Raw genomic sequence first — 26,582 nt, 5'->3', positions numbered from 1 at the left:
CCGTTACTTCCCGCCCACCACCACCGTCACCATCCGCTCCGGCTGCAGCTTGCGCGCAAACGCCGCCTTCACTTCGGCCGCCGTGACCGCGTTCATGCGCGTGGTCCAGGTGTCCAGGTAGTCCAGCGGCAGGTCGTGCCAGGCGATGTTCGCGACGTTGCCGATCAGCTTGCGGTTGCTGTCCAGCAGCAGCGGAAAGCCGCCGATCAGGTTGTCCTTGGCGGCCTTCAGCTCGCTCTCGGTCGGGCCTTCGGCCACGAACTTGGCGAGCACCTCGCGCGACATCTTCACCGCCTCTTCGGCCTGGTCGGGCCGGGTCTGGAAGCCGATACGGAACGCGCCCGCGTCGAGCCCCGGCGCGAAGCCGCTGTAGATGCTGTAGGTCAGGCCCCGCTTCTCGCGCACCTCGTTGGTCAGGCGCGAGACGAAACCGCCGCCGCCCAGCACGTAGTTGCCCAGGTTGAGCGCGAAATGGTCGGGGTCCTTGCGCGGGTAGCCGGGCTGGCCGATGAAGACGTGAGCCTGGGCGGAGTCGAACGGAATGCGCTCGTCCTTGGGCGCGGCGAGCGCGGCCACCGGCGCGATGGCGGGCAGCGGCGCGCAGCTGTCGGCCGCGGGCAGGCGCGACAGCAGCGTGGTCGCCACCGACTCGGCCTCGGCGCGCGTGACCGCGCCCACGATGCTGAGCTTGGCGCGGCACGGCACGATGAGCGCCTGGTAGCGCTGGCGCATGGTGGCGGTGTCGATGCGGGCGAGCGTTTCCTCGGTGATTTCCTGGCCGTAGGGGTGCGCGCCGTAGACGTCCTGGGCGAACGCGCGGCCGGCGATGGTCGCGGGCTTGGTGTTGGCCTCCTTGATGGCGGCGTTGATGCGTTCGCGCTCGCGCAGCCACACGTCGTCGGGGAACGAGGGCTCGCCGATCTCGCGCGAGGCGAGGGCCACGGCCTTGCCGAGCAGCGCCGGGTCGGAGAGCGTGCGCAGCGAATAGCTCATGCGGTCGGTGCCCGCGCTCACGTCGAAGCTCGCGCCCAGGTCGGCCCAGGCTTCGCCCAGGGCATTCTGGTCGAGCGCGGGCTCGCCGTTCTTGCCGGCGCGCACGCCCTTCTCGACCATCGCCGAAGTCACGCTGGCCAGGCCTGCCTGCGGCGCCGGGTCGCGGCGGCTGCCGGCGTCGAAGTCGACCTGCACGTCGACGATCGGCAGCGCGTTGGTCGCGACCAGGTAGATCTTGGCGCCGTTGGCGAGCGTCCAGTGCTGGATGGGGAGTGCAGCCTGTGCGCTACCGAGGCCGAGGACGGCGGTACCTGCAAACACGGCGCCACGCGCCAGTTTGGCCAGTTTCTTGAGAGTCATCATGTGTTCCGGATCTTTCAGCGCAGCTCGCCTGCGGGTGCCGCGAAACCGCGGCCGCGGGGCTTGGCTTCGAGCGGCAAGGGACGCAGCGTGGCCACCGTGAGCTGGTCGTCGCCGAAGTACTTGGCGGCCACGGCCTGCACCTGCGCGGCGGTGACGGCCTGCAGCCGGGCGACGATGCGCTCGCTCGCGTCCAGCGGCAGGCCCTGCACCCAGTTGCTGCCCAGTTCGCGCGCCTGCGCCATCACCGAGTCGCGCTTGTAGGTTTCGCTGGCCACCCACTGGGTCTTGACGCGGGCCAGTTCGGCCTCGCCGACGCCGTCCTTCGCGATGCGGGCCACCTGGGCGCGCAGCGCGGCTTCGACCACTTCGGCGCTCTTGCCGGCGGCAGGCACGCCGTCGAGCACGAAGAGCTGCGGGCCGCGGCCGATGAAGCCCGAATAGGCGCCGGCGGAATCGGCCACCCGATCGGGGCCTTGCGTGAGCGCGCGGTCCAGGCGCGCGCCGGCGTAGCCGTCGAGCACGGCCGAGAGCACCACCAGCGCCCACGAATCGCTGTTCGTGTCGTCGATGTTCGCCAGCTGCGGCACGCGGTAGGCGAGCGACACGTAGGCCTGCTCGGCGGGCGCCTTGAATTCGAGGCGGCGGATGCCGCGCTGCGCCGGCTCGACGCGCGGCTTGCGCGCGGGCACCGCGCCGGAGGGGATGCGGCCGTAGTACTTCTCGGCGAGCGCGCGCACCTTGGCCACATCGACGTCGCCGGCCACCACGAGCACCGCGTTGGCGGGCACGTACCAGCGCTTGTGGAAGTCGCGCACGTCGGCGGGCGTCATCGCGTCCAGGTCGCTCATCCAGCCGACCACCGGGCGGTGGTAGGGCGAGGCGGTGAAGACGGCGGCGTTCTGCTGCTCGCCGAGCAGCGCGCGGGGCTGGTCTTCAGTGCGCAGGCGCCGCTCTTCCTTGACGACCTCGATCTCGCGCTTGAACTCGTCGTCGGGCCACTGGTTGCCGGCGAAGCGGTCGGATTCGAGCTTCATGATCTGCTCGAGGCTGCCGACGGGAATCTGCTGGTAATAACCGGTGTAGTCGCGGGTGGTGAAGGCGTTTTCCTGCCCGCCCAGCTGCGCCACGCGGCGCGAGAACTCGCCGGGCTTGATGTCCTTGGTGCCCTTGAACATCATGTGTTCGAGCGCATGTGCGACCCCGGAGGTGCCGTCGACCTCGTCCATGGAGCCGACGCGCACCCAGACCATCTGCACCGCGGTCGGCGCGCGCCGGTCGGGCTGCACGATCAGCGTCATGCCGTTCGCGAGGGTGAATTGCTGGGGGCCCGGCGCGGCCGCGGTGGCGGCTGGAGATGCGGCGGGGGCCGGTGTGGACTGGGCCTGCGCAGGCATGGCCCCGGACGCCATCAGCGCCACCGCCAGCACCGCACCAGACGCAGCACTGCGTGGCGAGAGGTGTTTCATAGAATGGGTCGGATTGTAAAAAGCTCCTGATGTTCAGTTTCTTCAAGAAAAAACCGCCTGCCGAAACCCCGGTCGCGCCGGCGCCGACCCCGCCCGTCGCTCCGCCCGCCGCCCCTGCACCCGTTGCCGAGGCCGCCCCCGCGCGCTCGGTGTTCTCGCCTTCGAGCTGGTTTGGCGGGAAGCCCCCAGCCGAAGCGCCCGTGCCTGCACCGGTCGAAGTGCCTGCGGTGGTGGTCCCCGCGCCGGCCCCGGTGGCATCGCCGGCGCCCGCCCCGGCTCCAATCCCCACCCCCACATCGATTCCAGCGCCCGCGCCAACGCCGGTTCCAACGCCTGCCCCGGCTCCGGTTCCGCCCCCTGCGCCCGTCCCTGCCCCGACACCCGCCGTCGTCGAAGCGGCCGCGCCGCCCGAGCGCCAAGGCTGGTTCGACAAGCTCAAGACGGGCCTGCGCAAGACCGGCACCGGCATCCAGGCCGTGTTCGTCAATGCACAGATCGACGATGCGCTCTATGAAGAGCTCGAATCCGCCCTGCTGATGGCCGACACCGGCGTCAAGGCCACCGAATACCTGCTGGACGACCTGAAGGTCCGCGTCAAGCGCCAGATGGCCACCGACGCGGCGCAGGTCAAGGTGCTGCTGGCCGAGGCCATCGCCGATCTGCTGCGCCCGCTCGAGAAACCGCTGGTCATCGGCCAGTTCACGCCCACCGTGATCATGGTGGCCGGCGTCAACGGCGCGGGCAAGACGACCTCCATCGGCAAGCTCACCAAACACCTGGCCACGGAAGGCGCCTCGGTGCTGCTGGCCGCGGCCGACACCTTCCGCGCCGCAGCGCGCGAGCAACTGCTGGTCTGGGCCGACCGCAACACGGTGGAAATCGTGAGCAACGAGGGCGGCGACCCCTCGGCCGTGAGCTTCGACGCGGTGAACGCCGGCAAGGCGCGCGGCAAGGACGTGGTGCTGGTCGACACCGCCGGCCGCCTGCCGACGCAGCTGCACCTGATGGACGAGCTCAAGAAGATCAAGCGCGTGGTCACCAAGGCCGACGCCACCGCGCCGCACGAGGTGCTGCTGGTGATCGACGGCAACACCGGGCAGAACGCGCTCGCGCAGGTCAAGGCCTTCGACGAGACGCTGGGCCTCACCGGCCTGATCGTGACCAAGCTGGACGGCACGGCCAAGGGCGGCGTGCTGTGCGCCATCGCGCGCGAGCGGCCGATTCCGGTCTATTTCATCGGCGTGGGAGAAAAGCTCGAAGACCTGGAGACCTTCAACGCGCGCGAATTCGCGCAGGCGCTCCTGGGCTGATTTCGGCTGACCTCGGCTGACGTCGCTGATCCCAGTCGAAAAAAAAGCGGCCCCCGCTTGCGCCGGGGCCGCTTCTCACTTTCTTCTTCTCTCCCTTCCCCCTTGTTCTTGCTCCGCACGCTACCGAAGGCGTCGCGCGGAATGCAGTGAAGATATTCGGCGCAGCGGACGCTCACCAGTGCCGAAAGTCATGTCGTGGGCCGATCGATCCGGCGATCGATCAGGCGACGGGGACTCAATGACTACCAATGTTTTCAAGCATCGACGGCTGGCGCGGCGAAGCCGGCTTCGGCGCCGCCAGTTCGGCCATCGCCTGGAACAGCGCGGCCGCGACGACCGGCTTGAACAGCACCGGCACCTGCGATTCGCGCACGCGCTGCAGGCGGGCGGGCGAGGTCTCGCCGGTGATCAGCAGCAGCGGGGTTTCGACGGCGCCCTCGCCCCCCGGTCCCTGGCTCAGGCGCAGGCCGGCGTCCAGGCCGTCGGCACCATCGGCCAGGCGGTAGTCGCACAGCAGCAGGTCGAAGGGCCGCCCCTCGCGGCGAGCCCATTGCAGGGCCGCGGCGGCGCCGGCCTCGTTGGCCACGGCGTGCGCATCGATTGAATGGGAGCGCAGCAGGCCAGTCATGGCCTCGCGGATTTCCAGTTCGTCGTCCAGCAGCAGCACGCGGCCCGGCAGCGCCGGCGCGGGCTTGCGCAACGCTGCCTGCGCTTCGCCGGCGTCGGACGGAAAAGCCGGCACCAGCCCGCTGGACAGTGCATGCGCGGCCGGCAGCACGACGCGAAAGTGGGTGCCTCGCCCCGGGCGCGAATGCATCTGCACCGGATGCCCGAGCAGCCGCGACAGCCGCTGCACGATCGACAGGCCAATGCCCAGCCCCCGCGAGCGGTCGCGGCCCGGATTGTTGATCTGGTAGAACTCCTCGAAGATGCGGCCCGACTGCTCGGGGGCGATGCCGATGCCGGAGTCGCGCACCTCGACCCACACCGAATCGCCGCGCTCGCGCGCCATCACCGTCACGCCGCCATGCGCGGTGTACTTGAGCGCGTTGTCGATCAGGTTGGAGAGCATGCGGTGCAGCAGCTGCGGATCGCTGTGCACCCACAGGCCGCTCGCGCGCACGCGCAGCTGCAGCTGCTTGTGCTCGGCGCGGGCCGAGAAGGTGTGGTTGAGCGGCAGGAACAGCACGTCCAGCTGCACCGGCTGCGGCACCGCGGTGATCACGCCGGCATCGAGCCGCGAGACGTCCAGCATGGTGTCCAGCGACGCGCCCAGCGCATTCACCGCGCGCATCAGGCGCTCGGCGTTGCGGCCTTCGGGGCGGTCGCGCAGCTCGTTCTCCAGTGCCGCGCCGAAGAGCGCGATGGCGTGCAGCGGCTGGCGCAGGTCGTGGCTGGCGGTGCCAAGGAAGCGGGTTTTCTCTTCGCTCGCGCGCTCGGTGGCGGCGATCTGCTCGCCCAGGCGCGCGGCCAGCGCCTCGTTCTCGAAGCGCAGCATGAGCGATTCGGTCAGGAGCTTGTGCTGCCCGATGCCCGCGCGCAGCGTCAGCAGCAGGTAGGCCGCGCCGGCCGCCGCGAGGAAAAGATGCAGGCCGTCGCCCTGCCACGCCAGCGCGGTGATGAGCCCGAGCGACATCGGCAGCGTGTAGCCGAAGAGCGCCGACTTCAGCGGCCAGAGCGACTGCGCCGCCCGCGAGCAACTGCCCACGATCACCGCCATCAGCAGCGAGGTCATCGGCAGGTTGTTGTACGGCACCACCAGCCAGGGCACCACCGCCGTGATCATGCTCACCAGCGTGACCATGCGGGAGATCTTGCGCGCCCAGTACGCGCTTTCCCGCGCGGGCCGAAGGGGCGTCCAGCGCGGCGTGAAGAAGACGTAGATGTCGGCGCCCAGCAGGCCCGCCAGCCAGAACAGCAGGCTCGGGTTCTTCAGCTGCGAATAGATGATGCTGCCGAACACGACCACGAAGGCCATGTGGGTCAGCGTGGAGATGCGGTAGGTGTCGTAGACCGAGGCGACGTGCTCGCGCAGGACCCGCTGGCCGAGGGTGTGGTCGGCCGACGGGCCGCTGGACGCCACGGTCGGCACGGCTTCTTTAGTGCAGCGTGCTGATCAACTGGGCGCGCGAGCGCATGCCGAACAGCAGCAGGATGGTGGAGACGTGGTTCTTCACCGTGCCCTCGCTCAGGTTGGCGAGCTGGGCGATTTCCTTGTTGGCCTTGCCTTCGAGCACCCACTGCAGCACCTGCATCTGGCGCGGCGTGAGCTCCTGCCAGGCGCTGGCATGGGCGAATTCAGCGTAGCCGGTGAGCGCCTTGGGCACGGCGGGCCGCGAGGTGTCGGCGGCTTCGGCGTCGAGCAGGCCGCAGGCGCGGATGAAGCTCACCACCTCCTTGAGGTCGGCCGACTTGGGCAGGAAGGCGCTGGCCCCCAGGGCGAGCACGCCCTGCGCCAGCGTGCTGTTGCCGGTGCCCGAGAGCACCACGATGCGCGCCGCCGGAAAACGCCGCCGGAACTCGGCCAGGCCGCTCAGGCCGTGGGTGTCGGGCAACGCCAGGTCGAGCAGCACGAGGCCGATCGCCGCCTGGTGGGTTTCGTACAGCGCGAGGGCATCGGCCACGTTGGCGGCCTCGAAGACCTCGATGTGCGCGCCGGACGAACTGGCCTGCGCCTGCACCAGCGCGCAGACCCCCAGGCGGAGCAGGTCGTGGTCGTCCACGACCAGGATCGCGGTCGGCGCGCGAACCGGCAGGCCCGCCCCCGCAGTCTCGGGCGGCGGCGTGGAAGAAGAATCGAAGGGAGCCACGCGTTTGATCTTAGCTGCGCAATCCGCCGGCGACAGTGCCCTAAGTCATGACAAGGCGCGCCCAGCGGAGCGGAATTGCTACTTTTTCAGTAGCGCCTGGCGCACTTGCCATCCCCGGGTGCCGTGGGCACCATCGAAGTCTCGCCGCATCGAACGGCGCTTCAGGAGACTCACCATGATTCACACCGCCGCCGCCCCGCTGGCCACGAGCGACCGCAAGGTCGACCGGCTGCTCGCGCACTACGAGGAAAGCCACCGCAATCCGACCAACGAGCTGATCCACTACATCGCCATCCCCGCGATCATGCTGAGCATCGTCGGGCTGCTTTTTGCGATTCATCCGTGGGTGGCCTATGTTTTCGTGGCCGCGAGCCTTGTCTATTACGCGCTGCTGCGCGCGCCGGCTTTCCTCGTGACCATGCTGGTGCTCACCGCGCTGGCCCTGGCGCTGGTGCATGCGATGGGCAGCCTCGTGCTGCCGGTCTCGGCCGCGATCTTCGTGGTGGCCTGGATCTTCCAGTTCGTGGGGCACAAGATCGAAGGCAAGAAGCCGTCGTTCTTCGAAGACCTCCAGTACCTGTGGGTCGGGCCGCTGTTCGTGCTGTCCAAGCTGTTCCTGAAAATGGGCATCCGCTGGTAGCTGCCGGCCGGCTTCAGGCGACGGCGATGAAGTTGCGGCCCCGCGCGCCCGCCAGCGCCGCTGCGATGCGATCGTTCCAGTCCGCCTCGGGGATGCCGTAGGCCAAGGGGTCCACGCTGACGCCCAGGTCTTGCAGGAATGCGGACAGCGACGCGACCGCGTCGTCGATCCGCGCGACCTCGAAGACCGAGAGAAGCAGCCCGTCGAGCGCCGGATCGCGCCCGGCCGCCAGTTCCATGATCCGCGGAAGGCTGAACGAACACGCGATGCCGTGCGGCGTTCCGTGCTTGAGCGTGATGTCGTACGACAGCGAATGCGCCAGCGCGGTGCGCGTGTTGGAGAACGCCAGGCCCGCCTGCAGCGCGGCCGTTGCGAGGCGCTCGCGCAGGTCGGGCCGGTGCGGCTGTTCAAGCAGCTGCGGCAGCGTCGCGATGATGCTGCGCGCGGCGCTCACGGCCAGGCTCGCGGACACCGGATTGCGGTGCACGTTCCACAGCGATTCGAGCGCATGGGAGAGCGCATCGAGCCCGCTGGCCAGCGTGGCCGCGTGCGGCAGGCTCAGCATCAAGTCGGCATCGACGATGGCCGCCTCGGGCCAGGTCCACGGCAGCTGGAGCGAGAGCTTGCGGCCGCGCGCCTGGTCCCACACGGTGGCCCATGGCGTCACCTCGCTGCCGGTGCCGGCGGTGGTCGGAATGGCCAGGAGCTGGCGGTGCTGTCCGCGCGACGCCGGCTGCGCAGGCGCGCCTTCGATCATCGCCAGCAGTTCGCCGAACCCGCCGCCGGCCGGACGCGTCAGCATGACCTTCGCGCAGTCGATGACGCTGCCGCCGCCGAGCGCGATGACGCAGTCGACGTCCGCATGATCGCGCCACAGCCGCTCGTACATGGGCGCGAGCCATTCGACGTCCGGATTGGGGCGCACGTCGGTCTCGACGGCCACGAGCCGGTCGCCCAGCAGCTCACGGATGCGATCGACGAGCCCGAGCCCGGGCGCCTCGGGAAACGCGATCAGGATGGCGCGGCGTTGGCCGAGGCGCACGGGCAGTTCCTTCAGCGAGCCGCAGCCGGCGGTCACGTTGACGGGGTTGTAGTAGGTCCACATGTTTCGTTGGGAAAAGCTCGCACCGCGGCCGGGCGCGGCCGCGAGCTGTAAAGAGAAAAAAGAAAAATGCGCGCGAGCGCCGGGCAATTAGTGCCGCCCGCTGCGCTGGATGCGATGGCGCAGCTGGCTCGACAGCGTGTCGGCCACCACCACCATCACCGTGATCACGATGATGCAGGTGGCCGTCTCGGGGTAGCGAAAGAGCTTCAAGCTGCTCACCAGCTCGAACCCGAGGCCGCCCGCACCCACCATGCCCAGCACCGTGGCCGAGCGCAGATTCACCTCGAAGCGATACAGCACCACCGCGATCCAGGCCGTGACGACCTGCGGGATCACGCCGTAGACGATGACCTGCAGCGGACGCGCGCCCGTCGCACGCAGCGCCTCGAGCGGCCCCTGGTCGATCTCCTCGATGGCATCGGCGAAGAACTTGCCCAGCATGCCCGCGCCATGCAGCGCCAGCGCGAGCACGCCGGGAAATGGCCCCAGGCCCACCGCCGAGACGAACACCAGCGCGAGGATCAGCTCGTTGATGCTGCGCACCACGTTCAGCACCTGCCGGGTGCTCTGGTACACCCAGCGGTTGCTCTGCAGGTTGCGGGCGGCCAGGAACGACAGCGGAATCGCCGGCAGCACCGCCAGCAGCGTGCCCCAGACGGCGATCTGCACCGTCTCGAGCGCGGGGGCGACCAGGCGGCTCAGGATGTTCAGGTCCGGCGGCAGCGTGCGGCCGAGAAAGTCGAGGATCTGCGGCAGCCCCGCCGCGAGCTCCGACCAGCTGAGCTGGGCGCCGCTCGCGCTCCATTGCAGCGCCCAGCCCACGATGGCCGCGCCCACGATCAGGTTGAACCAGCTGCGGCGGCCTTCGGGGACCGGGCCGGTCCAGGCGTAGGAGGTCGATGGATTCTTCATGGTCATCCTTCGGTGCGGGCCATCAGCTGCAGGGGCCGGGCAACCGGGCTGGCCGCATCCCTGGTATCGCCGATGTCACTGGCGTCGTTGGCGGGTGGCGGCATGTAGATGCGATCGATGTCGCCCTGCCCCATGGCCTCGGGCGCGCCGTCGAACACGACGCGGCCCTGCGCGAGGCCGACGATGCGGTCGGCGAATTCGCGCGCGTAGTCCACCTGGTGCAGGTTGCACAGCACGGTGATGCCCAGGTCGCGCGACGCATCGCGCAGGTACTGCAGCACCTTGCGGGAAGTCTGCGGATCGAGGCTGGCCACCGGCTCGTCCGCCAGGATGACCCGCGGTTGCTGCGCGAGCGCGCGCGCGATGCCCACGCGCTGCATCTGCCCGCCCGAGAGCGAATCGGTGCGCGCATGCGCCTTGTGCGCCAGGCCCACGCGGGCGAGGCACTCGTGCGCGAGCGCGATGTCGGCGCGGCTGAAGAAGTGCAGCACCGAGGCCAGGGTCGACACGGCGCCCAGGCGGCCCGTCAGCACGTTCTTCAGCGCGCTCAGCCGGGGCACCACGTTGTGGTGCTGGAAGATCATCGCCACGCGCTGGCGCAGCGCGCGGGTGTCCGCGCACTGCACGGCGTCCATGCCGTCGACGTTCAACTCGCCGCCGTCGGCCACGGCCAGGCGGTTCACGCAGCGCAAGAGGGTCGACTTGCCGGCGCCCGACTCGCCCAGCACCACGACGAACTCGCCCGCGGCCGCCTCCAGGTCCACGCCGCGCAGCACGGCGTTGTCGCCGTACCGCTTGGTGAGTTGCCGGATGCGGATCACTTCATGCTCCGCAGATCCAGCTTGAGCACCTTGGCGGTGTCGCGGATCACGTTGTAGGCGGCGTCGTCGGTGGGCTGGAAGCCGTTGAGCACGCCCTGGTCGCCCCAGGGCAGGTCCTTGACGTTGGCCAGCGCCTTCGCGATCTTCGCCTTGAGCGCCGGATCGAGGTCCTTGCGCCAGACCATCGGCGATTCGGGGATCGGGTTGGACGACCAGACGATCTCCAGCTCGTCCTGCTTGACCTGGCCCTTGGCGATGGCGCTCGCCAGGATGCGGTCGGCCACCGCGGCGGCATCGACCTTCTTGTTGGCCACGGCCAGGATGCTGGCGTCGTGCGAGCCGGAGAAGATGACGCGGCCGAAGAAGCTCTCCGGGTCGTAGCCGGCCTGCAGCAGCCCCGACTTGGGGAACAGGTGGCCGGACGTGGAGGTCGGGTCGACGAAGGCGAAGGTGCGGCCCTTCAGGTCGGCGGGCTTGGCGATGCCGCTGTCCTTGCGCGCAATGATCACGCTCTTGTAGGAGCTCTGGCCGGTCTTCTTGGTGACCGCGACCGCGAAGGCTTCCACGTTCGCGACGTCGTGCGCCAGGACGTACGAGAACGGGCCGAGGTAGGCCACGTCCAGCTTCTTGGAGCGCAGCGCCTCGATCACGCCGTTGTAGTCGGTCGCCACGAACGGCTTGACCTGCATGCCCAGTTGCTGCTGCAGGCTGTCGAGCACCTGGCGGCTGCTCTCGATCATGGCCTGCGAGTCCTCGGCCGGGATGAGGCCGATGGTCAGGGGCTGTGCCGCCAGGGCCGGGAGCGTGGCCACGGCGGAAAGGGTCAGGGCGATCAGGCTTCTGCGCAGGCGAGAGAGGGTGTTCATGGTGGAGCTCGGGAAGGTGGGAGGGTTGCGGAGGGGGTGGGATGGAAGGAACCGGGCTGGCGGCTACCCCAAGGCTAAGAACGCCATGTGACACCGGCATATCAAATCGATCACGGATTTGTCACATGTCCATTCAAATAATCTATGGATGTCAGCCACCAAACTTCGCGCCTTCCTTGCCGTGGCCCAGCACGGCAGCTTCAGCGCGGCGGCGCGGGCCGTGGGCCTGAGCCAGCCGACGCTGACCACCCAGGTCCAGGCCCTGGAGCGCCAGCACGACGTGGTGCTGTTCCATCGCCAGGGCCACCGCATCGAGCTCACCAGCGTCGGCGAGCGCCTGCTGCCGGTCGCGCGGCAGCTGGCGGCGCTCGAGGTGGACGCCTACAACCTCCTGCACGACAGCGGCAACCTGCAGTCGGGCGAGCTCAAGCTGGGCGCGGTCGGGCCCTTTCACGTGATCGAGATGGTCGATGCCTACCGCAAGCGCTACCCGCGCCTGGATGTGTCGATCCGCATGGGCAACTCGTCCTCGGTGTTCAAGGACCTGGAGGAATACGCCGTGGACATCGGCGTGCTGGCCCGTTTCCACGAGGCGCCCGGGTTCAGCGCCACGCCGTATGCGCGGCATGCGCTGATCCTCTTCGTGCACCGCGATCATCCGTTTGCCGGGCGCGGGCAGATCCGGCTGGAGGAGCTGCACGGGCAGCCGATGCTGCAACGCGAAAGCGGCTCCAGCACGCGGCGCGCGCTCGACGAGGCGTTCGAGCGCGCGGGCGTGCGGCCCCGGCTCGCAATGGAAATCGGCAGCCGCGAGGCGATCCGCGAAGCGGCCGCGCGCGGCATCGGCATCGGCGCGGTGTCCGAGGCCGAATTCATTCCCGACACGCGGCTGCGCACCGTGCGCATCGAGGGCGATCCCGCGGTCACGCAGACCTATCTTTACTGCCTCCAGGTTCGGCGCGAAAGCCGCGTGCTGGCCTCCTTCTTCGACCTGGCGCTGACGCTGCGCAAAGGCGTCTTCGACGCCGCGCCCTGACGGCCCGACCTGACGAAAAAACCGACAGGACCCTCGAAAAACCCGTGGGCTTTCGTCTCTGGCACGTCACCCCGCTCTTCTGTAATTCGGCCACCCCATCACCAGAGGCCGCCGAAAATGTCTGTCGAGCAACGTTCACCCTACCCCGTTCCGGGCGCCGCCATGCAGGCGCCTCGGGCCCATGAAACTGCGCGCGGCCCGCGCCGGCGCATCACCACATCCACGCGCGCCTTCGCGCTTGCCGTGACCCTGGCCGCGGTCCTCGCCGGCTGCGGTGGCGGCAGCGGCGGCGGCGCCGGCTTTTCGCTCCCGCCGATCGTGCCGCCCGCGGGCGCGGCGCCTGACGCCCCGACCGATGTGCCCCCAGGCGGCACACCGCCCGCCGCGAACCGCACGCTGGTCATCGACCTGGACGGCGCAACCTACGCCGCCGTGCGCAGCGGCATCGCCGCGGGCACGCTGCCGAACCTCGCGAAGCTCACGCCGCGCCTGGCCTACAGCGGCGGCATGGCCGGCACGCCGAGCCAGCAGCCCACGCTGGACATGCCCGGCTGGGCGACGCTGCTGACCGGCACCTGGGGCGCGCGCCACCAGGTGATGTCGGAGGCGCCCAAGCAGGCGATCCGCGGCGCCACCGTGTTCCAGATGGCCAAGGCGAAGCACGCCGCGGCGAACGGCGCCGCCGTGGCTTCGGCCGGGCTGGCGCAGCTGCTGTCCTCCGACCACGACAGCGGCTACCTCGACACGCTGGCCGATTGCTCCAGGGACGCGGCCGCCACCGACTGCGTGACCACGCAGGCGGCCGGACTCATCGGCGGCGACTACGCCATGGTGCTGGCGCAGTACCGCGCGACCAAGGACGCGGCGCTGGACTTCGGCATCGGCTCGCCCCAGTACGCGGGCACGCTCGCCACGCTGGACAAGGCGGTCGGCACCCTCGTCGCCACCGCCGCCGCAAAGCATCCGAACGACCGCTGGCTCATCGTGGTGACCGGCAACCACGGCCTGAGCGCGAACAGCCAGGACGACGGCCTGCCGCTCGTGCCCGAATCGAGCACCTTCATCGGCCTGAACCAGCCCGCGAACATTGCGGCGATGGGCGTCGGCGCCGAAGTGCCGCAGCAACTGGCCGAGCTCTACGCGTTCCCCAGCATCGCCGACTTGGCGCCGACGCTGCTCGGCCACCTGGACGCACTGCCGGATGCCAAGGCCCGCCCCATGGACGGCGGCCGGCTGACCGGCGCGCAGCCCGTCTCGCGGCTCGCGGCCTCGGTCATCGACGACAACTCCGCCACCGTGGCCGTCGCGCTGAGCTGGGTGGCGCCCTCGGCGGGCGCGATCACCGTCCTTCGCGACGGCCAGGTCATCGCCGCGAACCTGCCGGCCGGCACCGCCTCGTACACCGACAGCCAGCTCGCGCAGGTGCTCGCGGCCAAGGGGACCTTCCAGTTCGACTACACGGTGCAGGCCGGTGACGGCGCTGCGGCGGCATCCCGGTCCATCCTGTCGCCGCGGCTCTCGTACGTGCCGCCGGTGCCGCTGGCGCCGACGCTGCGCAACGGCCTGGTTTCCTACTACCCGTTCAGCGCCACGCTGCCGCCGGTCGATGCCATGGGCCACAGCACGATGGGCCCGGCCGCGAGCGACCTGCCCGCGGCCGCCGGCCTGGTCGTGCCAGGTCCGTTCCCGGGCACGAACGGCCTCCTGGTCGACACCAACTTCGTCACCACCGCAGGCGTCGAGGGCTACCGACTCGTTCCGGCCGACGGTTTCGACATTTCCAAGGGCACCGCGCCGCAATTCACCATCGGCCTCTGGTTCAAGACGCCGTCGTGCGTGGCGACCAACAACGTGACGATCGTCTCCAACAAGAGCTACGTGAGCGGCGGCAATGCAGGCGTGGCGATCGGGCTCTTCGCCAGTTCGGGCAACCAGTGCGGCGTGGCGTTCAACATCGGCTCGGGCGGCGGCGTGCGGGCGGACGGACCGACCGGCCCCTACACGCAGATCACCGTCAACCGCTGGGTGTACATCGCCTTCTCGGTCGACGGCGTGGCCAAGACGATGAACATGTACGTGTTCGACCCGGTCACGGGCACGACCAACCGCGTGGCGACGGGCAAGTCGACCGGCTCGGTGGACCTCACGAAGCTCTCGCCCTTCCCACAGTGGGGCATCGGCGACGACGGCACGGGCACCTTCCTCATGAACAAGTGCAACGGCACGGTGACGCCGCCGTACTTCGCGGGCAAGTGCGCGACCGCGCCGACCTACCAGCACCACTTGGGCGACCTGGCGATGTGGAACCGCGTGCTGACCGACGCGGAGCTGCAGTCGATCTTCCTGTCGAACAAGCCGCTGTCGACGCTGCCGGCCAACTGAGAGGGACGCACGATGACAACGAATTTCCCTTCCGGATTCGGCGGTGCCGCGAAAGCGGTGCTGGCAGCCTGCATCGCGTGCGCGCTCGCCGCCGGTTGCGGCGGCGGTGGCGGCAGCGCGGGCCCGTCGTGGCCGGCGGTACCTCCTGCCGCATCCGCCGCCACGGGCGACGGCACCGCGGGGCCGCAGGTCCCGATCGTCGCGGCGCCCGCGCCCGGCAACGGCGCGCAGGCCGGCGCCGATGCGCCCGTTCCCAATTCGCGGCTCGACTGCGCGCCGTGACGGCGCCGGCGAAGCCCCCACCCCAACGCAGACCACAGCCATCATGACCTCATTGAATCGCCGCGCGCTCCTGCGCGCCGCCGCGGCCGCCGCCGCGCTCGGGCCCTTTCCGCCCGCCATCCAGCGCGCGCTGGCCATCCCGGCCAACAACGCGACGGGCACCATCAACGACGTGGAGCACGTCATCATCCTGATGCAGGAGAACCGCTCCTTCGACCACTACTTCGGCACCATGCCCGGCGTGCGCGGCTTCAGCGACCGCTTCACCATCCCCATGGCCTCGGGCAAGCCGGTGTGGCTGCAGCAGGGCACGGCCGACACCGTGCAGCCCTTCTACCTGGACGCCACCAAGGGCAACGCGCTGCGCGTGGGCGGCGCGCACGACTGGGGCGACCAGCAGGCCGCCTGGGACGGCGGGCGCATGGCCGCGTGGCCCAAGGCCAAGAACACCAAGATCTCGATGGGCCACCTGCGCCAGTCGGACCTGCCCTTTCACTTCGCGCTGGCCGATGCCTTCACGGTCTGCGACGCGTACCACACGTCGATCCATACCGGCACCTTCACCAACCGCATGTTCCTGTGGAGCGGCACGAACGGCGCCAACGTGGTCGGCCGCGCCTGCGTGACCAACGCCAACTGGGGGGGCCTGGGCCCCTCGGGCGACGGCCTGAACTGGAGCACCTACCCCGAGCGCCTGCAGGCGGCCGGCGTGCGCTGGAAGGTCTACAACCGCCCGGGCAACAACAGCAACAACAACCAGCTCGTCGCATTCGCGTCGTACCGCGCCGTCGACGAGCAACTGCGCGCGCAAGGTTCGCCGAACGCGACGTACACGCCGGCGATGGAGGCGCAGTCGCCGCTGTACAAGGGCTTTGGCAACACCATGCCCGACGGCGGCTTCCTGCAGGCCGTGGCCGACGACATCGCCGCGGGCACGCTGCCGCAGGTCAGCTGGATCGTCGCGCCCGGCGCCTACAGCGAGCACCCGAGCATGTCGGTGCCGCAGCAGGGCGCCTGGTACATCCAGACGCTGCTGGACATGCTCACGGCCAATCCGGAGGTCTGGAGCAAGACGGTGCTCATCATCAACTTCGACGAGAACGACTGCTTCTTCGACCACGTGCCGCCGCCCGCGCCGCCGTGGCGCAACCCCGACGGCAGCCTGGAGGGCAAGTCGACGGTGGACGTCGCGAACGAGTACTACACGATGCCCGCGCCGGCCGGCGACTCGAGCCAGCGCACGCCCGACGGCCGGCCCTTCGGCGCGAGCTCGCGCCTGCCGATGCTGGTGATCTCGCCGTGGAGCGTGGGGGGCTGGGTCAACTCCCAGGCCTTCGACCACACCTCGACGCTGCGCTTCCTGGAGCAGCGCTTCGGCGTGCGCGAGACCAACATCAGCCCGTGGCGCCGCGCGGCGTTCGGCGACCTGATGTCGTGTTTCGACTTCCGCAACCCGAATGGCGCGCGGCCCGCGCTGGTGCCCGCGCCCACCCGGGCGCAGGCCGACGCCACCTATACGCAGCAGGTGGCCTCGCCCGGCGTGCCGGTGCCCGCGGCGGGCTCGGTGCCGCTGCCGTCGCAGCCGCTCGCGATGCGGCCTTCGCGGGCGCTCCCCTACCGCCTGCACACCAGCGCCAACGTCGACCTCGTGGGCGGCCAGGTGTGGCTCACCTTCAGCAACACCGGCGCGCAGGGCGCCGTGTTCCACGTGTACGACGAGCTGAACCTCACGCGCTACCCGAAGCGCTACACCGTGGAGGGCGGCAAGATGATCTCCGACGCGTGGAAGGCGATGGCGGACAACGCGGGCAAGTACAGCCTCTGGGTGCTCGGTCCGAACGGTTACCACCGGCACTTCAAGGGCGACCTCACGGCGCTCGCGAGCGGGCCGAACCCCGAGGTGCGCGTGTGCTACGACCCCGAGCGCAATTCGGTCTACCTCACGGTGATGAACATGGGCGATGCCCCGGCGACCGTGACGGTGCGAGCCAACGCGTACCGCGGCGACGGCCCCTGGACCTACACCGTCTCGCCCGGCATGCAGGTGGAGCCCTCGTGGAGCCTGGCGGACACCCACAGCTGGTATGACTTCACGCTGGAGATGGGTACCGGCTTCGAGCGGCGCTTCGCAGGAAGGCTGGAGACGGGCAAGGACGGCGTGAGCGATCCGGCCATGGGCGTGGCGGCCGCATAGGCCATGGATCGGCCGTGGGCCGGCCGCGACGGATGCGGACCTACACACGGGCATCACGATCGGCCGGCATCATGGCGCGCTTCCACACGACCCGCTGACCCGGAAGGCCCCTCCCAGTGACGCTCAACCAGATTCGCGCATTCATCGCGGTCGCCCACGACGGCGGCTTCACCGCTGCCGCGCGCACGCTGGGCATGAGCCACAGCACGCTGAATTCGCAGATCCAGATGATGGAGCGGGCGTATGGCGCCGAGCTGTTCCACCGCCGGGGCCGGCGCGTGGAACTGTCCGCGCTGGGCCTGGAGATGCTGCCGCTGGCGCGGCGGATGATCGCGCTCGAAGGCGACATGAGCTCGCTGCTGGACGACAGCGGCAAGCTGCGCCGGGGCTCGCTCAAGGTGGGCGCGGTCGGCCCCTTTCATGTCACGGAGATGATCGAGGCGTACCACGCGGTGCACCCGCGCATCAAGATCTCGGTCACCCTCGGCAACTCCGAAGTCGTGCTGGACGCGCTCGACAAATACGTGAGCGACGTGGGCGTGGTGGCCAGCCGTTTCCCCGACGAGCGCTATCACATGCAGCTCTATGCGCGCTATCCGGTGATCGCGTTCGTGCACGTCGGGCATCCGTTCGCCAAGCGCGAGTCCATCGCGCTCAAGGAGCTGGCCGGGCAGCCGCTGCTGATGCGCGAACCCGGCTCGACCACCCGCAAGGCGCTGGAGGACGCATTGCTCAAAGAGGGCGTGACGGTCCAGGTCGCCATGGAAATCGGAAGCCGCGAGGCGCTGCGGGAGGCCGTTGCGCGCGGGCTGGGCATCGGCACGGTCTCGCAGTCGGAATACGTGCCCGATCCGCGGCTGAGGCCCGTGCCCATCGAGGGCGATGTCGTCTCCACCCACATCCACGTGTGCTGCCTGCGGGAGCGGCGCGAGAGCCGGCTGATCTCGTCTTTCTTCGAGGCCATCGAGGCTTCGCCCGCCCAGCGGGCGAAACTTCGGGGCGTCCGGCAGCCTCCGAAGAGGCTGGCAGGCGACTGAAGTAGTAGTTTTTGACTATCAAGCCGATACAAACCCAGGGGAACCCTTGGTTTAGCACTCCCTCTAACCGAGTGCTAATATGGCCAACACAAAGGAGTTTCCCCTGATGACAACGCTGTCTGGAGTCTCTGCCAACCAGCTGGCCGTCGCCAATCCATGGTCGATGGTCCCCCCGCTGGGCAACCTGGATGCTTACATTTCGGCCGCCAACCGCCTGCCGCTGCTCACGCTCGAAGAAGAGCAGGGCTTCGCTCGCAAGCTGCGCGACCAGAACGACCTCGAATCCGCCGGCGCGCTGATCCTCTCGCACCTGCGCCTCGTGGTTTCCATTTCCCGCCAATACCTGGGTTACGGGCTGCCGCACGGCGACCTGATCCAGGAAGGCAACGTGGGCCTCATGAAGGCCGTGAAGCGCTTCGACCCCGACCAGGGCGTGCGGCTGGTGAGCTACGCCATGCACTGGATCAAGGCCGAGATTCACGAGTACATCCTGAAGAACTGGCGCATGGTCAAGGTCGCGACGACCAAGGCCCAGCGCAAGCTGTTCTTCAACCTGCGCTCGATGAAGCAGGGCTTCAAGGCCGACTCGGCTGCGTCCGACAACGGCACGCACCGCGAAACGCTCAGCCCCGACGAGGTGTCGCAGATGGCGACCCGGCTGAACGTCAAGCCCGAGGAAGTGCTCGAGATGGAAACCCGCCTGTCGGGCGGCGACGTGCTGCTCGATCCGGGTCCGTCCGATGATGGCGACGAAGCCTTCGGCCCGATCGCCTACCTGGCCGACGCCACGCAGGAACCCACTGCCCTGCTCGAATCGCAGCAGCGCGACCGCCTGTCGAGCGACGGCATCGCCACCGCGCTCGAAGCGCTGGACGACCGCAGCCGCCGCATCGTCGAAGAGCGCTGGCTCAAGGTGAACGACGACGGCTCGGGCGGCATGACGCTGCACGACCTGGCTGCGGTGTACGGCGTGAGCGCCGAGCGCATCCGCCAGATCGAAGTCGCCGCGATGAAGAAGATGAAGAAGGCACTGGCCGACTACGCGTAAGCCACCCTCTTCCATCCAGCAAAAAGCCCGGCACTGCCGGGCTTTTTTCATGGGCCTTTGGACAGCGTCCGCAACGCCCGCTTCGCGATGTATCGCGTCGCATCGGTGTCCGATTCCGCGACCCAGCGCTTGCAGAGCTTGTCGACCCACTCCCCTTGCGTCTTGCTCGCGTCGTTGAGCCAGTTTGCCACCGAGTTCTGCACATAGCGGCTGCCGTCCGCCCGCAGCGGCTCGAGCAGCGGCAAGGCACGCCAGGGCTCGGCCTTGAGCGCCTCGATCTGCGCGCACCACACGCCGCGCGGCCGCGTGAGTTCGCTGGCGAAGCGGCGGATGTTCGGGTCGGCATCGAACACCCACGGCTGCAGCAGCGCGAGCGCCTCATCCAGCGAGGCGATGACCGCGTCGCGCACCGCCATCCAGGCGATCTCGCGCACGCCGAAATGCGAATCGGCGGCGAAGCGGCGCACGGCTTCGAGCTGTGCCGGCAAAGGCAGCCCGGAGAGGGTGACCCACTGCGCCGCCCAGCAGCGCGCCACGTCGCTCGCATGCGTGGCCAGCCGGTGCGCGACGGCATCGCGCTCGGCATGAAGCGCTGTCAGGTCATAGAGCGCGCGGGCGATGTGGGTGTGCCGCTGCATCGGCTTGAAGGCGCCGAGCATGGCGATGGTGTCGGCCAACCGTTCGCTTGCCCCATCGAGCCCGACATGGCCCGCGATGCTGCGCGCCAGCTGCGGCAACTCGAGCGCCATGAATTCGTTGAGATTGACCGTCTCGAGCAGCCCGTCGTTGAGGGCGCGCAGCACCTCGGGCGGAATGAGCGCGATGCGGAAGGCGCCCTTGCGCGCCTTCAGGTGATCGACCGATGCGACGACCACGCCAGCGGCAGCAGCAGCGTCCACGGGCCGGCCTCCTCAGGAACCGATCAGCGTCTTCAGGTCCGACACCATCGACGGCACGCCCGCGCCATAGCGCGCGTAGAGCCGCAGCCGGCCCTGCGGGTCGTAGATGAAACTGGCGGCCGAGTGGTCCATCGAATAGCTGGTGGGCGTCTTGCCGTCCACCTTCTTGTAGTAGACCTTGAAGTCCTTGGCGGTCGCGACGAGCTCGTCGGCCGTCGGGATCAGCGCGACGAAGTTCGGGTCGAACGCGCCCATGTAGGCCTTCATGACCTCGGGCGTGTCGCGCGCCGGATCGACGGTGACGAACAGCACCTGCAGCTTGTCGCCGTCCTTGCCCAGCTGCTGCTTGACCTGCGCCATCTCGGTCATGGTGGTCGGGCAGACGTCGGGGCATTGCGCGTAGCCGAAGAACAGCACCACTGCCTTGCCCTTGAAGTCGGCCATGGTGCGGACCTTGCCGTCGGCGTCCTTCAGCGAGAAGTCCCTGGCGTAGTCGGCGCCGGTGATGTCGACCGCATTGAAGCTCTGCTTGGTCTCGCTGCAGGCCGCGAGCCCCACGCCCAGCGCTGCCACGGCCAGGCCGCCGGCGATCAGTTTCAGAGCGTTGCGCTTGTTCATGGGACGAGGAGTGTTCAATTCAATGGAGGTAGTGATCCACGAGCAGCGCCAGGAACAGCACGCTCAGGTGGATCAGCGAAAACCGGAAGGTCTTGCGCGCGAGCGTGTCGGAGTAGTTGCGCCAGAGCGCGAACGCATAGCCCGTGAAACCGATGCTCACGGCCACTGCGACCGCCAGGTACAGCCAGCCGCTCATGCCGTAGATGAAGGGCATGAGGCACGCCGCGAAAAGAATGAAGGTGTAGAGCAGCACCTGCAGCCGCGTGAACTCGTTGCCGTGCGTGACCGGCAGCATCGGCAGGCCCGCCTTGCGGTAGTCCTCGACGCGGTAGAGCGCGAGCGCCCAGAAGTGCGGCGGCGTCCACAGGAAGATGATGAGAAAGAGGATCAGCGCCTCGGGGCCCACGTCGCCCGTCATCGCGGCCCAGCCCAGCACCGGCGGCATCGCGCCCGAGGCGCCGCCGATCACGATGTTCTGCGGCGTCAGCGGCTTCAGGATCACCGTGTAGATCACCGCATAGCCGACGAAGGTGGCGAAGGTCAGCCACATCGTGAGCGGGTTGACCGTGAACCAAAGCAGCGCCGACCCGGCCGCGCACAACAGGGCCGAGAACACCAGCGCCTGCATGTCGCTCAGCTGCCCGCGCGCGGTGGGCCGCCAGGCGGTGCGCTTCATCTTGGCATCGATGCCCTTCTCGACCAGGCAGTTGAACGCCGCCGCCGCGCCGGCCACCAGCCAGATGCCGATGCACGCGAGGACGGCACGCTGCACGTCGAACCACGAGGGAAGTCCGGGCACGGCGAGCACCATGCCGATCAGCGCGCAGAACACGATCAGCTGCACCACGCGCGGCTTGGTCAGCGCGTAGAACTGGCGCAGCACGTTCGCGGTGCTGGTGTGCTGAACGGGAATCGGGGTGCTCACGCAGGGGCTTTCTTCGAGGTGGGGGTCGTGGAGGTACCGCGTGCATTGTCGTCGGCACGCGCCGTGGCCGTTGCGGCGGCCTCGCGGCGGCTCTCGCACAGCGCCCAGGTCAGCACCACGGCCAGCGCCGCGGCACCGCCGGTGTGGAGCACCGCTGCGGCCAGCGGCCAGCCGAGCAGCACGTTGCCCAGGCCCGTGGCGAGCTGGAGCAGCGCCAGGCCGGCCAGCCAATGGGCCTGCGGGCGCAGCGTGTCGCTGCGGCGCAGGCGCCAGGCGAGCACGCCGAGCGCGACGAAGACCGCGTAGGCCATCAACCGGTGCGCGTAGTGAATGGCGGTGAGCGCCGAGAAATCGAGCGGCTGGCCGCCGCCGGTCACGCCCAGGTGGCGCCAGATCTCGAAGCCCTGCGCGAAATTCATCGGCGGCCACCAGCTGCCCTGGCAGGTCGGGAACTGGGTGCAGGCCAGCACCGCGTAGTTGGTGCTGACCCAGCCGCCGAGCGCGATCTGCAGCACGAGCAAGACGGTGGTCGCGATCAGGCCGTTGCGCAGCATCGGCGATACCGGGGTCGGCAAACGGTCTGCGGCAACCTGTCGATAGCGAACCGCCTGAATGCATAACAACGCGAGCAGCACGACGGCGCCGAGCAGGTGCAACGTGACGATCGCGGGGAAGAGCTTCCAGGTGACGGTCATCGCGCCGAAAGCGCCCTGCAGGCACACCCAGACCAACGTCGCCGCCGGCCACCATGCGCTGAGCGTGGCATGGTCGCCATCCGTCGGCGCCGCGGGCTGGCGCGACTGACGCCGCCGCACGATCCAGGTCGCACCGGCCAGCGTCAGGATCAGCACGCCCACGCCGGTCGCCAGATAGCGATGGACCATCTCCACCCACGCCTTGCTGTGCGTCACCGGCCCGGTCGGCTGGGCCGACTGGGCCATCGCGATCTCGTGCCGCGCGCCGACCGGGCTGGCATTGCCGTAGCAGCCGGGCCAGTCGGGGCAGCCCAGGCCCGAATCGGTCAGGCGCGTGAAGGCGCCGAAGAGCGTGAGGTCGAAGGTGAGGAACAGCGTGAGCACCGTCAGCGCATGCAACCGCCGCGCCGGGCCGTGCCCCGCGTTGCGGCGCCACACCCAGATGAGCGGCCCGAGCGCGATCAGCACGCCGGCCGCCATCAGCCAGGCGATCGGTGCGAGGTCGTACAGGGAGCTCGTGTCCGTCATGGGCAAGTCAGCGGCCGGGTTCATCCCACGACGAGGACGCGCGCAGCAGGCGATCGATGTCGCGTTTGGCGCGGCTCGCGCCGGCGGCGTCCATGCGCGCGGGGAAACGCATCATCCAGTTGCCCATCGGGTCGACCACATAGAGGTGCTCGGTGAGGGCGTGACCGGAAACGGGGGCGAGCCACTTGGCCAACTGGTCGGCCGGCACGCGCAGCACCGTCGCGCCATGCAGGCCGTTGTTCAGTCGCTCGGGGATGGGGGCGGCGTCGCTCACGAGCCAGACGCGGTCCATGCGGTCCTTCTCGCGGCCCAGGCTCTCGCGCAGTTGCCGCTGCAGGTACAGCTGCTGCTCGCACAGCGCGTCGCAGGCGGCATCGGCCACCGCGACCAGGAGCCACTGGCCCTTGAGCGTGGCGACGTCGACCGGCGCGCCGTTGCGGTCGGTGGCGGTCAGCCGGGGCAGTTCGCGCTGCGGGTTGATCAGTTCGCCGTAGACGCTGCGGCCCTCGGGGCGGATCACGTAGTAGGTGAAGTACGACGCGATGACGGGCGCCGCGCACATCAGCAGCACCGCGATCATCTTCCAGCGTCCGACAACCGTGCGCCGGCCCTCGGCGCCGTCGAGCGCCTGGTTCGGCGACGGCATCGAATGCACCGTCAGGCCCAGCGGTTCGTCAGAGGCGGCGTTCATCGCGTGCACGGCGCCGCGAGCGGCGGAAGGGGGTGATGAATTGGAACCAGACATAGAGGATGACGACGAGGGCCGAGAGGCCGAACCACTGGAATGCGTAACCGTAGTGCCTCTCCAAGCCCAGCGCCGGGGCCGGCCAGTCGCGCTGCAGGCCCTCGGAGGCCGGCCCGGTCTGCTGCAGCGACACATCGGTTCGCAGCGGCAGCTTGGTCTCGGCACGGAACGCCTCCAGGTCGAGATTTTGCCGGATGGACGAAGACCCCTCGGCGGCCGGTGCTGGCGCGGCAGCAGATGCCGCCAGAGCGGGCGCCGAAGCGGCGGCGCCCGACGGTGTGCCCAGCTCGAGCAGGTGGCTCGGCGGCGGCTCGATCAGCCCCGTGACCTCGACGATGCCGGCCGGCGTTTCGACCGCCCCGAGCTTCGTGCGGTCGACGAAATTGCGCTGCACCCAGCCGCGCTGGATCATCACCGTCTGCTCGGTGCCTTCGAGGGCGAAGGGCGTGAGCACGTAGAAGCCGGGCACGCCGTGCATCTGGCGGTTGTCCAGGTACACCGTCTGCGGCGTGAGCCAGAGGCCGCGCAGGCGCACCGGGCGGTGCAGCGAATCGCTGGCCTGCGGCAGTGCCAGGAACTCGGCCTGGTCGAGCGCGGGCTTCTGCTTTTCGGCGTCGATGCTGGCCTGCAGCGCTTCTTTCTGCGCGGCGCGCGAGAGCTGCCAGCGGCCCAGCGAGACGGTGGCGGCCACCGTCAGGACGGCCGCGATGGTGACGAGCCAGAAGCGGCCAGGGCGGCGCGGCGCTTCGCTGTTCAGGGGTTCAGGGATCACTGGAGAGGACGGGGCGTGCGGCCGATAATGCGGGTCATGAAATATTTCGTCGCCCTGGTGTTCCTGGGCATCTTCGCGAGCCTCGGATTTGCGCTGTACTTCATGCTGAAGGACGGGCGCAATGGGCGCGCCAAGAGCGGCGGCATGGCGCGCGCGCTCACCTTTCGGATCGGCCTGTCGGTGTTTTTGTTCCTCTGCATGCTGCTCGCCTGGAAACTCGGCTACATCCAGCCCACCGGGCTCCCGCTCGGCAAGTAGATGGTGCTCGTTCCACGAGAACCATGAAAAAGGCGCCTTACGGCGCCTTTTTTCTGGAATGCCGCGAGGTTCTTCGCTCAAAGCCAATAGACCAGCATGTAGAGACCCAGCCACACCACGTCCACGAAGTGCCAGTACCAGGCCGCGCCCTCGAAGCCGAAGTGGCGCTCGGGCGTGAAGTGGCCCTTCTGCAGGCGCAGCGTGATGAACAGCAGCATCAGCATGCCGATGAACACGTGCAGGCCGTGGAAGCCGGTGAGCATGAAGAAGGTCGAGCCGTAGGTGCCCGAGCTGAGCTTCAGGTTCAGTTCGGTGTACAGGTGGTGGTACTCGTAGCCCTGAACGCCCAGGAAGATCACGCCCAGGAGCACGGTGAGCCACATGAAGCGGATGGTCTGCGCACGATGGCCGGCACGCAGCGCGTGGTGGGCGATGGTGAGCGTCACGCCTGAGCTCAGCAGGAGCGCGGTGTTGATGGTGGGCAGCCAGAACGGACCCACGGTCTGGAACGGCTCGACGATGTCGGCCGGCGATGCAGTCGCACCGGCGGCAACGCTCGGCCACACGGCCTTGAAGTCCGGCCAGAGGATCGCGTTGTCCAGGCTACCGAGTGCCGGCAGCGAGTGGGTGCGGGCCCACCAGAGCGCAGTAAAGAAGGCGCCGAAGAACATCACTTCGGAGAAGATGAACCAGCTCATGCTCCAGCGGAACGAGAGGTCGACCTTGTGGCCGTACTGGCCGCCTTCGCTCTCGCCGATGGCCGCGCGGAACCACACGAAGAGCGTGCCGAGCCAGCCGAGCATGCCGGCCGCGAGCGACCAGGCGCCCCATTCGTGGCCGTTGATCCATTGCGCCGCACCGAGGATCACGAAGAACAGGCCGGTCGCCGCCATGACCGGATAGGCCGATGGTCCGGGCACGAAGTAGTAGGGCGTGGTGCCGTGGGTGGTTGAACTCATATCAGCTCCTGGCTTTCTTTCTTCTCTCGATTCAATGGATTCAGTGTGTCGTGGGTTTTCTTCAGGCCGTGCCAGCCACATGCCGCACCAGCAGCACCAGCCCGACGACGAAGACGATCACCAGGGCGAATGCCACCGCGATGATGTGCAACGGATTCAGCTTGCCCAGGTCTTCCCGGTAGGCGCTGTTCTTGCGAACGCCGAAGAACGACCAGCCCACCGCCTTCACCGTGTCCCACAGCGTGGCCTTCGGCTTGTTCGATGGCGCAGCGGCCATCACGAGCGCGGCTCATTGGCGGTGCTCGTGACTGCGGCCACCGGCGCCGCTGGCGTCTTGCCGCCCACCTCGAAGAAGGTGTACGACAGCGTGATGGTCTTCACGTCCTTGGAGATCTTCGGGTCGATCACGAACGCGACCGGCCACTGCTTCTTCTCGCCCGGATCGAGCGTGTACTGGTTGAAGCAGAAGCACTCGAGCTTGTTGAAATAGGGCGCGGCCTGCTGCGGCGCGTAGCTCGGAATGGCCTGCGCGGCCATGCGGCGGTTCTGCACGTTCTGGAACTCGTACATCACCGTGTTGAGCTGGCCCGGGTGCACCTCGATGGTCCGCTCCGCGGGCTTGAAGTCCCAGAGGCCGCCGCGCACGTTGGAGTCGAACTCGACCTTGATCGTGCGGGTCATGTCGACCTGCGTGTTGTCGGGCACGCGCACGTTCTTGCCGCCGCTCGCGCCGCCCGGCACCTCGAGCTCGGAGAGCGCCAGGATGTTGATGCCGGTCATCTCGCAGATCGCGCGGTACATCGGCACCAGGGCGTAGCCGAAGGCGAACATGCCGCAGGTCACGACGGCGAGCTTGCCGACCATGCGCACATTGGCGCGGCGGATGCGTTGGCCGAGACTCATGGATGCTGCTCCCGT

At 68.9% G+C, this 26,582-nt stretch carries 26 protein-coding genes; 9 read left to right on the top strand and 17 right to left on the bottom strand.

Annotated elements, in window-relative coordinates:
* Nucleotides 1-3: 3 nt before the first annotated feature.
* Entirely contained in the window at nt 4-1,356 is a 1,353-nt protein-coding gene (locus JC881_RS06880) for a M16 family metallopeptidase (RefSeq protein ID WP_198784963.1), read from the bottom strand.
* A gap of 14 nt (nt 1,357-1,370) precedes the next feature.
* Nucleotides 1,371-2,822: a M16 family metallopeptidase gene (locus tag JC881_RS06875; RefSeq protein ID WP_198784962.1), complete on the bottom strand. Its 1,452-nt coding sequence runs from the start codon at nt 2,820-2,822 to the stop codon at nt 1,371-1,373.
* Between the two features lie 29 nt (nt 2,823-2,851).
* On the opposite strand from JC881_RS06875, the gene ftsY reads away from it, so the two are divergent.
* Nucleotides 2,852-4,132 (top strand): signal recognition particle-docking protein FtsY, encoded by a 1,281-nt coding sequence (ftsY, locus tag JC881_RS06870; RefSeq protein WP_198784961.1) that lies wholly within the window; start codon nt 2,852-2,854, stop codon nt 4,130-4,132.
* 235 nt (nt 4,133-4,367) lie between these two features.
* Here ftsY and JC881_RS06865 read toward each other — a convergent pair whose 3' ends face one another.
* Nucleotides 4,368-6,215: an ATP-binding protein gene (locus JC881_RS06865; RefSeq protein WP_198785296.1), complete on the bottom strand. Its 1,848-nt coding sequence runs from the start codon at nt 6,213-6,215 to the stop codon at nt 4,368-4,370.
* A 16-nt stretch (nt 6,216-6,231) separates the two neighbouring features.
* Nucleotides 6,232-6,942: a response regulator transcription factor gene (locus JC881_RS06860; RefSeq protein ID WP_198784960.1), complete on the bottom strand. Its 711-nt coding sequence runs from the start codon at nt 6,940-6,942 to the stop codon at nt 6,232-6,234.
* 175 nt (nt 6,943-7,117) lie between these two features.
* Between JC881_RS06860 and JC881_RS06855 the strand changes: the two genes are divergently transcribed.
* Nucleotides 7,118-7,582: an Mpo1 family 2-hydroxy fatty acid dioxygenase gene (locus JC881_RS06855; protein ID WP_198784959.1), complete on the top strand. Its 465-nt coding sequence runs from the start codon at nt 7,118-7,120 to the stop codon at nt 7,580-7,582.
* Between the two features lie 13 nt (nt 7,583-7,595).
* Here the strand turns inward: JC881_RS06855 and psrA are convergent, their stop codons facing one another.
* The 4 genes from psrA to phnD all read right to left on the bottom strand — a co-directional run bounded on the left by psrA (nt 7,596) and on the right by phnD (nt 11,286).
* Nucleotides 7,596-8,687 carry an iron-containing alcohol dehydrogenase PsrA gene (gene psrA, locus JC881_RS06850; RefSeq protein WP_198784958.1) on the bottom strand — a complete coding sequence of 364 codons (1,092 nt, stop codon included), beginning with the start codon at nt 8,685-8,687 and terminating at the stop codon, nt 7,596-7,598.
* Between the two features lie 87 nt (nt 8,688-8,774).
* A complete protein-coding gene (gene phnE, locus JC881_RS06845) occupies nt 8,775-9,599 on the bottom strand; it encodes a phosphonate ABC transporter, permease protein PhnE (protein ID WP_443083334.1) in 825 nt (274 codons plus the stop codon).
* Between the two features lie 2 nt (nt 9,600-9,601).
* Nucleotides 9,602-10,420: a phosphonate ABC transporter ATP-binding protein gene (phnC, locus tag JC881_RS06840; protein WP_198784956.1), complete on the bottom strand. Its 819-nt coding sequence runs from the start codon at nt 10,418-10,420 to the stop codon at nt 9,602-9,604.
* Entirely contained in the window at nt 10,417-11,286 is an 870-nt protein-coding gene (phnD, locus tag JC881_RS06835) for a phosphonate ABC transporter substrate-binding protein (protein ID WP_198784955.1), read from the bottom strand. The genes phnC and phnD overlap by 4 nt, the downstream gene beginning before the upstream one ends.
* A gap of 148 nt (nt 11,287-11,434) precedes the next feature.
* Between phnD and JC881_RS06830 the strand changes: the two genes are divergently transcribed.
* The 6 genes from JC881_RS06830 (at nt 11,435) to rpoH (ending at nt 19,265) form a co-directional block, all read left to right on the top strand.
* Entirely contained in the window at nt 11,435-12,322 is an 888-nt protein-coding gene (locus JC881_RS06830) for a LysR substrate-binding domain-containing protein (protein WP_198784954.1), read from the top strand.
* A 117-nt stretch (nt 12,323-12,439) separates the two neighbouring features.
* Nucleotides 12,440-14,704 carry an alkaline phosphatase family protein gene (locus JC881_RS06825; protein WP_233101632.1) on the top strand — a complete coding sequence of 755 codons (2,265 nt, stop codon included), beginning with the start codon at nt 12,440-12,442 and terminating at the stop codon, nt 14,702-14,704.
* 12 nt (nt 14,705-14,716) lie between these two features.
* The gene (locus tag JC881_RS06820) at nt 14,717-14,986 is read left to right on the top strand and encodes a hypothetical protein (RefSeq protein WP_198784953.1); all 270 of its coding nucleotides are present in this window, start codon (nt 14,717-14,719) and stop codon (nt 14,984-14,986) included.
* 43 nt (nt 14,987-15,029) lie between these two features.
* Complete coding sequence (locus JC881_RS06815; RefSeq protein WP_198784952.1) at nt 15,030-17,180, top strand: phosphocholine-specific phospholipase C; 2,151 nt, start codon at nt 15,030-15,032, stop codon at nt 17,178-17,180.
* A gap of 116 nt (nt 17,181-17,296) precedes the next feature.
* Nucleotides 17,297-18,217, top strand: coding sequence for a LysR substrate-binding domain-containing protein (locus JC881_RS06810; protein WP_198784951.1), 921 nt, complete (start codon nt 17,297-17,299; stop codon nt 18,215-18,217).
* Between the two features lie 106 nt (nt 18,218-18,323).
* Nucleotides 18,324-19,265, top strand: coding sequence for an RNA polymerase sigma factor RpoH (gene rpoH, locus JC881_RS06805; RefSeq protein WP_198784950.1), 942 nt, complete (start codon nt 18,324-18,326; stop codon nt 19,263-19,265).
* A gap of 47 nt (nt 19,266-19,312) precedes the next feature.
* On the opposite strand, the gene JC881_RS06800 is transcribed toward rpoH, so the two are convergent.
* From JC881_RS06800 to JC881_RS06775, 6 genes are read right to left on the bottom strand one after another with little or no spacing between them, the layout of a single operon-like run.
* On the bottom strand, nt 19,313-20,164 hold the full coding sequence (locus tag JC881_RS06800; protein ID WP_198784949.1) for a DNA alkylation repair protein: 852 nt from the start codon (nt 20,162-20,164) through the stop codon (nt 19,313-19,315).
* Between the two features lie 12 nt (nt 20,165-20,176).
* Nucleotides 20,177-20,782, bottom strand: coding sequence for an SCO family protein (locus JC881_RS06795; RefSeq protein WP_198784948.1), 606 nt, complete (start codon nt 20,780-20,782; stop codon nt 20,177-20,179).
* Nucleotides 20,783-20,801: 19 nt separating this feature from the next.
* Nucleotides 20,802-21,707, bottom strand: a complete 906-nt coding sequence (cyoE, locus tag JC881_RS06790; protein ID WP_198784947.1) for a heme o synthase — start codon at nt 21,705-21,707, stop codon at nt 20,802-20,804.
* On the bottom strand, nt 21,704-22,930 hold the full coding sequence (locus JC881_RS06785) for a COX15/CtaA family protein (protein WP_198784946.1): 1,227 nt from the start codon (nt 22,928-22,930) through the stop codon (nt 21,704-21,706). Before JC881_RS06785 ends, cyoE begins: the two co-directional genes overlap by 4 nt.
* Before the next feature lie 7 nt (nt 22,931-22,937).
* Complete coding sequence (locus tag JC881_RS06780) at nt 22,938-23,621, bottom strand: hypothetical protein (protein ID WP_198784945.1); 684 nt, start codon at nt 23,619-23,621, stop codon at nt 22,938-22,940.
* Nucleotides 23,605-24,447, bottom strand: a complete 843-nt coding sequence (locus JC881_RS06775; RefSeq protein ID WP_198784944.1) for an SURF1 family protein — start codon at nt 24,445-24,447, stop codon at nt 23,605-23,607. The genes JC881_RS06780 and JC881_RS06775 overlap by 17 nt, the downstream gene beginning before the upstream one ends.
* Before the next feature lie 27 nt (nt 24,448-24,474).
* On the opposite strand from JC881_RS06775, the gene JC881_RS06770 reads away from it, so the two are divergent.
* On the top strand, nt 24,475-24,705 hold the full coding sequence (locus JC881_RS06770) for a twin transmembrane helix small protein (RefSeq protein ID WP_013543416.1): 231 nt from the start codon (nt 24,475-24,477) through the stop codon (nt 24,703-24,705).
* Between the two features lie 77 nt (nt 24,706-24,782).
* Here the strand turns inward: JC881_RS06770 and JC881_RS06765 are convergent, their stop codons facing one another.
* The 3 genes from JC881_RS06765 to JC881_RS06755 form a co-directional block, all read right to left on the bottom strand.
* Entirely contained in the window at nt 24,783-25,664 is an 882-nt protein-coding gene (locus JC881_RS06765; RefSeq protein ID WP_198784943.1) for a cytochrome c oxidase subunit 3, read from the bottom strand.
* A 61-nt stretch (nt 25,665-25,725) separates the two neighbouring features.
* Nucleotides 25,726-25,941: a DUF2970 domain-containing protein gene (locus tag JC881_RS06760; RefSeq protein WP_198784942.1), complete on the bottom strand. Its 216-nt coding sequence runs from the start codon at nt 25,939-25,941 to the stop codon at nt 25,726-25,728.
* Nucleotides 25,941-26,567 (bottom strand): cytochrome c oxidase assembly protein, encoded by a 627-nt coding sequence (locus tag JC881_RS06755; RefSeq protein ID WP_198784941.1) that lies wholly within the window; start codon nt 26,565-26,567, stop codon nt 25,941-25,943. Before JC881_RS06755 ends, JC881_RS06760 begins: the two co-directional genes overlap by 1 nt.
* Nucleotides 26,568-26,582 lie beyond the last annotated feature (15 nt).

Source organism: Variovorax sp. IB41, from assembly GCF_016405905.1.
GTDB lineage: Bacteria > Pseudomonadota > Gammaproteobacteria > Burkholderiales > Burkholderiaceae_C > Variovorax.
Note: the sequence above shows the minus strand (reverse complement) of the source record. Positions and strands in the feature narration are given on the sequence as shown.

Coding starts and splice junctions, on each gene's coding strand:
- JC881_RS06880 (WP_198784963.1), bottom strand. CDS start 1,356: ATGATGACTCTCAAGAAACTGGCCAAACTGGCGCGTGGCGCCGTGTTT.
- JC881_RS06875 (WP_198784962.1), bottom strand. CDS start 2,822: ATGAAACACCTCTCGCCACGCAGTGCTGCGTCTGGTGCGGTGCTGGCG.
- ftsY (WP_198784961.1), top strand. CDS start 2,852: ATGTTCAGTTTCTTCAAGAAAAAACCGCCTGCCGAAACCCCGGTCGCG.
- JC881_RS06855 (WP_198784959.1), top strand. CDS start 7,118: ATGATTCACACCGCCGCCGCCCCGCTGGCCACGAGCGACCGCAAGGTC.
- psrA (WP_198784958.1), bottom strand. CDS start 8,687: ATGTGGACCTACTACAACCCCGTCAACGTGACCGCCGGCTGCGGCTCG.
- phnE (WP_443083334.1), bottom strand. CDS start 9,599: ATGAAGAATCCATCGACCTCCTACGCCTGGACCGGCCCGGTCCCCGAA.
- phnD (WP_198784955.1), bottom strand. CDS start 11,286: ATGAACACCCTCTCTCGCCTGCGCAGAAGCCTGATCGCCCTGACCCTT.
- JC881_RS06830 (WP_198784954.1), top strand. CDS start 11,435: ATGTCAGCCACCAAACTTCGCGCCTTCCTTGCCGTGGCCCAGCACGGC.
- JC881_RS06825 (WP_233101632.1), top strand. CDS start 12,440: ATGTCTGTCGAGCAACGTTCACCCTACCCCGTTCCGGGCGCCGCCATG.
- JC881_RS06820 (WP_198784953.1), top strand. CDS start 14,717: ATGACAACGAATTTCCCTTCCGGATTCGGCGGTGCCGCGAAAGCGGTG.
- JC881_RS06815 (WP_198784952.1), top strand. CDS start 15,030: ATGACCTCATTGAATCGCCGCGCGCTCCTGCGCGCCGCCGCGGCCGCC.
- rpoH (WP_198784950.1), top strand. CDS start 18,324: ATGACAACGCTGTCTGGAGTCTCTGCCAACCAGCTGGCCGTCGCCAAT.
- JC881_RS06795 (WP_198784948.1), bottom strand. CDS start 20,782: ATGAACAAGCGCAACGCTCTGAAACTGATCGCCGGCGGCCTGGCCGTG.
- JC881_RS06785 (WP_198784946.1), bottom strand. CDS start 22,930: ATGACGGACACGAGCTCCCTGTACGACCTCGCACCGATCGCCTGGCTG.
- JC881_RS06780 (WP_198784945.1), bottom strand. CDS start 23,621: ATGAACGCCGCCTCTGACGAACCGCTGGGCCTGACGGTGCATTCGATG.
- JC881_RS06770 (WP_013543416.1), top strand. CDS start 24,475: ATGCGGGTCATGAAATATTTCGTCGCCCTGGTGTTCCTGGGCATCTTC.
- JC881_RS06765 (WP_198784943.1), bottom strand. CDS start 25,664: ATGAGTTCAACCACCCACGGCACCACGCCCTACTACTTCGTGCCCGGA.
- JC881_RS06760 (WP_198784942.1), bottom strand. CDS start 25,941: ATGGCCGCTGCGCCATCGAACAAGCCGAAGGCCACGCTGTGGGACACG.
- JC881_RS06755 (WP_198784941.1), bottom strand. CDS start 26,567: ATGAGTCTCGGCCAACGCATCCGCCGCGCCAATGTGCGCATGGTCGGC.